Annotated in this window: 4 protein-coding genes; 3 read left to right on the top strand and 1 reads right to left on the bottom strand. The window is 67.5% G+C overall.

The window, feature by feature from the left end; translation table 11 throughout:
* Nucleotides 1-513 precede the first annotated feature (513 nt).
* Nucleotides 514-1,512 carry a 2-hydroxyacyl-CoA dehydratase gene (locus tag NTW26_00120; protein ID MCX7020678.1) on the bottom strand — a complete coding sequence of 333 codons (999 nt, stop codon included), beginning with the start codon at nt 1,510-1,512 and terminating at the stop codon, nt 514-516.
* Between the two features lie 87 nt (nt 1,513-1,599).
* Here NTW26_00120 and lgt point away from each other — a divergent pair, with 87 nt between their 5' ends.
* From lgt to NTW26_00105, 3 genes are all read left to right on the top strand, one after another.
* Nucleotides 1,600-2,505: a prolipoprotein diacylglyceryl transferase gene (lgt, locus tag NTW26_00115; protein ID MCX7020677.1), complete on the top strand. Its 906-nt coding sequence runs from the start codon at nt 1,600-1,602 to the stop codon at nt 2,503-2,505.
* A gap of 147 nt (nt 2,506-2,652) precedes the next feature.
* On the top strand, nt 2,653-4,635 hold the full coding sequence (locus NTW26_00110; GenBank protein MCX7020676.1) for a ComEC/Rec2 family competence protein: 1,983 nt from the start codon (nt 2,653-2,655) through the stop codon (nt 4,633-4,635).
* A 212-nt stretch (nt 4,636-4,847) separates the two neighbouring features.
* Entirely contained in the window at nt 4,848-5,435 is a 588-nt protein-coding gene (locus tag NTW26_00105) for a hypothetical protein (GenBank protein ID MCX7020675.1), read from the top strand.
* Nucleotides 5,436-5,865 lie beyond the last annotated feature (430 nt).

Genomic DNA, 5,865 nt, shown 5'->3' with positions numbered 1-5,865 from the left:
CGTAACCTCCGGTTGTTCGAGTATAAGATACGGAAGAGTTGAGAAAAAACGCAACAGGTTTAAATCAATAAGACAGATAGAGGATAGCAAATCGGGGAACCCAAGGCAACAAAATTCCTCTCTGGGGGACGAAGAGGCGCTGTGGGGGTGGAGTAGTCCCCCGCGGGGCGGTTTGAATTTCCTGGGGAGTCGTCAAGGTTCAGGTCAAATTGAGTCGCGCGGGAGACGACCGCCCGCGTTCACGACGACGTGGGGGCGGGTGTCCCCACCCGCTCTTTTTTCTTAGGTTGCCCTCACCCTGCCCCTCACCCTAACCCTCCCCCCAGAGGGGGGAGGGGACAGGCGGCAGCCCTCGCCCCGCCCCTCACCCTAACACGTGCCTCGCCATTTGTGATGACGTAGGGCGGGGATTCCAATCCCCGCCGCTTCACCCCTCCCCCTAACCCGTAAGCGCGCGTCCCCCCAGAGGGGGGAGGGGACAAGCCAGAGGGGGGAGGGGACGGGCGGCGACTCTCACAACCCCCCGGCGGGCTTGTTCAATAAAAGCGTCTCGACGAAACTCTCCAGGCGCAGCAGGTCCCGCGCCGTGAGCGGCCCCGGGCGGTCCCCCTCCAGGGTGAGCACCGGCACACTAGGGAGACGCCGCCGCAGGAGGATATCCTCTATCTGCCGGAAGCAGAAGCTCTGGACGTAGTGGACCACGCCGTCCACCCTTCGCTTCTCCAGCTTGGGGAGGATGTCCCCCAGCCGGAAGGCCATGCCGTAGGGGTAGGTGTAGGCGAGGTATTGGGCGACGAGGTCGGGCGAGCGGCCCGGCATGGTGAACTGGCGGGGAATCTCGGCGAAGACGAAGGCCGCGCCGAGCTCGGCGGTCCGCGCCAACAGGTCGGTGAAGGCCGGCGGCACGCCGAGGTAGGCCAGGCGGACCGACGCGGGGGGAGGCTCCTCCCCCGAGGCCAGCTCCCGCTCCAGCGCGGCCGCGTAGCCTTCCAAGTCGCCGCCCCAGTCGCTCGCCGAGAGGGCCAGATTAAAGTAGGCCGCGTCCCGCCTCTTTCCTTCGACGACCAGCCCGTCCAGCCGGCCTAAATCCTCCCGAATCGGCGCCAACCGCTCGCGCCACTGTTCCGCCTCGCCCAGAGATGTGCCGAGGCGGTCGGCGAACCGTTCCAGGGCGTGAGAAAGCTCCTCCGGCGAGCGACTCTCCGGATAAGCGAAGGGCACGGCGGCGAGGCCGTCGTCGGCCAGAATCTCCAGCAGCGCCTCGGTGTTGCTGCAATCCCCCCGGCTGACGCCCACGACCTCCGAGAGGCCCAGGCGGCGGATGGTGGCGTACACGCCCTTGATCCAGGCGCAGGAGTTGCGCGGGAAACCGGCCGACTCCGCCTCGCGGACGGCGCGCTCCGGGCTCTCCCCGCGGACGCGGACGTTGTTCAGGTCCACCAGCGTGCGCCCCGCGGCCAGGGCGACCTCGGAGGGAACGGTGGCGGTGATGCCGAGCCTGGGGTCTTTCATGGGTAAACCGTTTGACTATTCAGCCGGCAGCGGCTAGGATTACCGTTAACCTTACCGTGAAACCGCCCCGACGGGCAAGCGTAAACGATGCACCCCACCCTCTTCGCCATCGGTCCGCTGACGCTGCGGGTCTACGGCCTGATGCTGGCGCTGTCGTTCTTCCTGGGGATGATGCTGGCCGCCCAGCGGGCCCGCAACCGGGGCATAGACCACCGTCACATCTACGACCTCTCCCTGGTGATTCTCATCTGCGCCGTGGTGGGCGCCCGGATCTTCCACTTCATCTACCACTACGACCAGTACGCGATTCACGGCGACCCCTGGATCCAGCTCCTGCGCATCTGGGACGGCGGGCTGATGCTGTTCGGGGGGTTCATCTTCGCCCTGGCCGGGTCGCTGGTGTACCTGTGGCGCAAGAAGCTGCCCATTTGGGAAATCACGGACATCATGGCGCCCTCCGTGGCCCTGGGGCTGGGGCTGACGCGCATCGGCTGCTTCTTCAACGGCTGCTGCTTCGGTCGGGCCACCGACTCCTGGCTCGGTGTGGTCTTCCCCCACAACTCGCCGGTCTACAACTTCAACTTCACCGGGATAAAGGCGGGCACGCCGGTCCTGCCCACCCAGCTCTTCGAGTCGGCGGCGGGGTTCGCCCTCTTCGGCCTGTTGATACTGTTGGAGCGGAAGTGGAAGCGCTTCCACGGCCTGCTGTTCGGGGTTCTCATCGCCTTCTTCGGGGCCTGGCGGCTCTTCATCGAGGAGCTCCGCTTCCGCGAGGACGACATGTGGGCCTTCGGCGGTTTCTTGTCCAAGAACCAGGTCATCTCCATCGTCATCTTCCTCGTGGGGGCCGGTATCGTTCTCTGGCGCTGGCTCGCCGCCCGTAAGGCGGGTCGGCTACTGGACCCGGCGGTGGAGTACGCCGCGGTGTGCGATACCGTCCACCGCCGCCGCGTGGAGCACGACAAAAGGGCCGGGCGCGCGAAGAAGAAATAACCGTGCCGCAAGACATAAAAGCGCCATCGCCGCGTTCACCCCTGGTGGGCCTGGCGGTGGCCTTCGCTTGCGGAATCGCGGCGGCCCGCTGGCTGGGTCGAGGTCGTCGAGGCGCCGCCCGAGCTCGCGGACCTGACCGGCGCGCGGTTGAGCCTGGGCGTGTACGGCGACGATAGGCCGAAATTCTCCCCGGGGGACCTCCTCCGGGGCGCGTTTTACCTGAACGGGATCGGGGAGGCGGACAACCCGCTCGTGCCCGACTACGGCGAGTACATGCGGGCGAACGGGGTGGCCGGTTGGGCGCGCGACGCGGGCCCGGTCGAAATCGCGGAAACCCGCGACGACCTCGGGACCATTTTCCTGCGGCTGCGGGAGTGGCTCAACGACCGCGCCCTGGAATCCCTCCATCCCCAGGCGGTGGGGCTGGCCCGGGCGATTCTCACCGGCGACCGGGGGGAGCTCGAGCCGAGCGACCTGGATCGCTTCCGCGAGACCGGCATCTTTCACATCCTGGCGGTCAGCGGCCTCCACGTGGGCATCGTGGGCTACCTGGCGTTCCTTCTGGGTGGGGCGCTCCCGCTGAAGCGGCGGGGGCGGTACGTCCTCGCCCTGGCGGTGATAATCGGCTTCACCCTGTTGACCGGGGCGCGGCCTCCGGCGCTGCGGGCCTGCCTCATGTCCGGCCTCTTCCTCGGCGGGCGGATTCTGGGCCGGCCGGCCCACCTGGGCACCTCGGTGGCCGCGGCGGGGCTTTTCCTCCTGGCGCTCAACCCGCTCGCCCTCTGGGACATCTCCTTCCAGCTCTCCTTCGTGGCGGTGGTGGGTATCGCGGCGCTGACCCCGACCCTGGCCGCCTGGATGACGCGAAAAAAAGTGCCGCTATTCATCGCCAACGGCCTGGGGGCCACCCTGGCCGCCCAGCTCGCCCTCTACCCGCTCCTGGCACTCCACTTCGCCCAGGTGCCCATCCTGTCCTTCTTGACGAACCTGGTCGTCGTCCCCCTGGTGGGCATCGCCCTGGCCCTGGGCGTGCCGTACCTGCTTTTAGTCGCGGCTTCCTCGGCGGTCGGTTTTCCGATGTGGGCGCAGTTCCTGGGAACGCCGCTCTCGCTGGTCCTGCGCGGGATGGACTGGCTCGTCGGCAAGGCCGCCCAAGTCCCCCTGATGACCACCGACCTGCGCCAGCCGGCGGTCTGGCTGGTGCTGGCGACCCTGGCGCTCTTCGGCGCCGCCTGGTGGCTCTGGCGGAGGGGGAAGTGGAGATGGGCTCCCCTCGTTCCCGCCGGGCTGATAATCGCGCTCTGGGGCTGGCACCTCTTGCGCGACGACCTGCCGGACCGCCTGCGGCTGACATTCTTCTCCGTGGATCGGGGCGACGCGGTTCTCGTAGAGAGCCCGGCGGGCGACCGGATAGTGATAGACGGCGGCCTGGACTATGCCGAGCCGGTGGCGGAGTACCTGCGCCGGCGCGGCTTTACCGGAATAGGGACCGTCTGCCTCACCCACCCCGACTCGGACCACTGCTCGGGCCTGACGCCCGTCCTCCAACGCTTCGAGGTGGAGCGGGTCTACCGCCCGCCGGACCACCTGACCACCGAGACGTACCTCTCCTACCTCCTCGCCGAACGGCTCTCCGGGACCGAGGTGTGCTTTCCCGCCTGCGGGACGCGCATCCCGACCCTGGATGAAAAACTGGAGCTCACCGTTCTGTCGGCGTCCGACCGGCCCCGACCCAAGGGGACGGCGACCAACGACGCCTCGCTGGTCATTTTGCTGCGTTACGGGGCGTTCGAGGCGCTCTTCACCGGGGACCTGGAGGCGCCCGGGGAGCGCAGGCTCTTCGCCCGCTGGGAGCCCGAGGCGGTGGACCTTTTGAAGGTCGCGCACCACGGCTCGGCCTCGGGGACGTCGGGGACGTTCGTGACGGCGGTCGCGCCGGGGCACGGGGTGGTGTTCCCGGACCGGGGGCGCCTGTCGGAGAAGGTGAGCCGGCGGCTGGCGGCGGCGGGCTGCTGGCTCTACGACGTCGGCGAGCGGGGGGCCTGCGTGGTGGAGACCGACGGGCGGACGTTCACCCTCGGGCGCTTCGACGGCTCCTTCGCGCCGGCGGTGGCCCTGGCGGGGGAATAACCCGATGAATCCCGAATACGTAGGGGCGACCGTCCACGGTCGCCCGCGGGCCGACCTGAACGGCGCGCCGACGGGCCGGGGTGAGGGTTGAGGTTGAGAGCGTAACACGGCGGGGTTAGGAAACCCCGCCCTACTGGAATCGGCGGCCGTGATACTCTATAATCTGTCAATCCTGTCCTGATTCATTCACCGAGCCGACCAAGGGGGGGGACGTGAAGAAACTCGCTCTTTATCTTCTGGTTCTGGGCGTCGCGGCGTGCCTGGCGGTGGAGATTCCCCAGGGCTTCACCGGGGGCGGCGCCGAGGCGATAACCCCACCCGACAAAGGCGACGGCGGTACCACCGGCGGCGGGGGCGGCGGGACCAGCGCCGGCTTGACCCTCACCCGCTACGACGGCGACGGGTTCTCCATCCTCTACCCCCAGGGCTGGGAAACCTACGAGGACGCGGAATCCCTCATATTCGACTCCAACTCCGACGACCTCACCGCCCCCTACATCGAGATGTACTTCTTCGAGATGGATCCCGTGCCGGTCCAGGATTTCACCGACGAGGTCCTGTACAACTACGGCACGTGGTTCGACGACCTGGAGGTGGCCGCCCGGGAGCAGGTCAGCGATGGCGTCGAGACGTTCCTGGTGTACTACACGAGCGACGGCGTGCCGCTGGCCGAGTTCAGCGTGACGATGACCGACGCGGGCGGCTACGCGCTAATCGCCTCCTACGTCGCCGGGGAGAGCCGGTGGGACGAGTACGACGGCGTCACCCTCCTGGCGGATATACTGGATTCCTTGGAGTAGGTTCGTCGCGTTAATAGAGGGGGCGGGTGTTTGCACCCGCCCTTCATATAATCAACCGCCGCGCGCCTGAATGTAGGGCGGGGATTTTAACCGAGCGAAGCGAGCTATGCCCCCGGTAAATCCCCGCCGCTTTTTCAGTTCTCTGACCCGACCCTCACCCCGGCCCTCTCCCTGAAAGGGAGAGGGGGATAATGTAGGTCGGGGATTTTAATCCCCGCCGCGGCGGCCCGCAGAGGACTCGTCCTACGGGGCCGCCCTACATCTTTTTTCCACGGGGGGAGAGGGACCGCGGGCCGACCTAAAGGTCCGCCCGTTTATTTATAAGGCAGCCCTCACCCTTAATCCCTCTCCCACAGGGAGAGGGGGGCCGCTTCACCCCTCACTCCCGGTTGCGATGACGTAGGGCGGCCCCTCCGCGGGCTGCCGACCG

This window comes from bacterium, from assembly GCA_026398675.1.
Lineage (GTDB): Bacteria > RBG-13-66-14 > RBG-13-66-14 > RBG-13-66-14 > RBG-13-66-14 > RBG-13-66-14.
The sequence above is the reverse complement of the archived record's forward strand: the minus strand, read 5'-3'. Positions and strand labels throughout refer to the sequence as shown.

Coding starts and splice junctions, on each gene's coding strand:
- lgt (MCX7020677.1), top strand. CDS start 1,600: ATGCACCCCACCCTCTTCGCCATCGGTCCGCTGACGCTGCGGGTCTAC.
- NTW26_00120 (MCX7020678.1), bottom strand. CDS start 1,512: ATGAAAGACCCCAGGCTCGGCATCACCGCCACCGTTCCCTCCGAGGTC.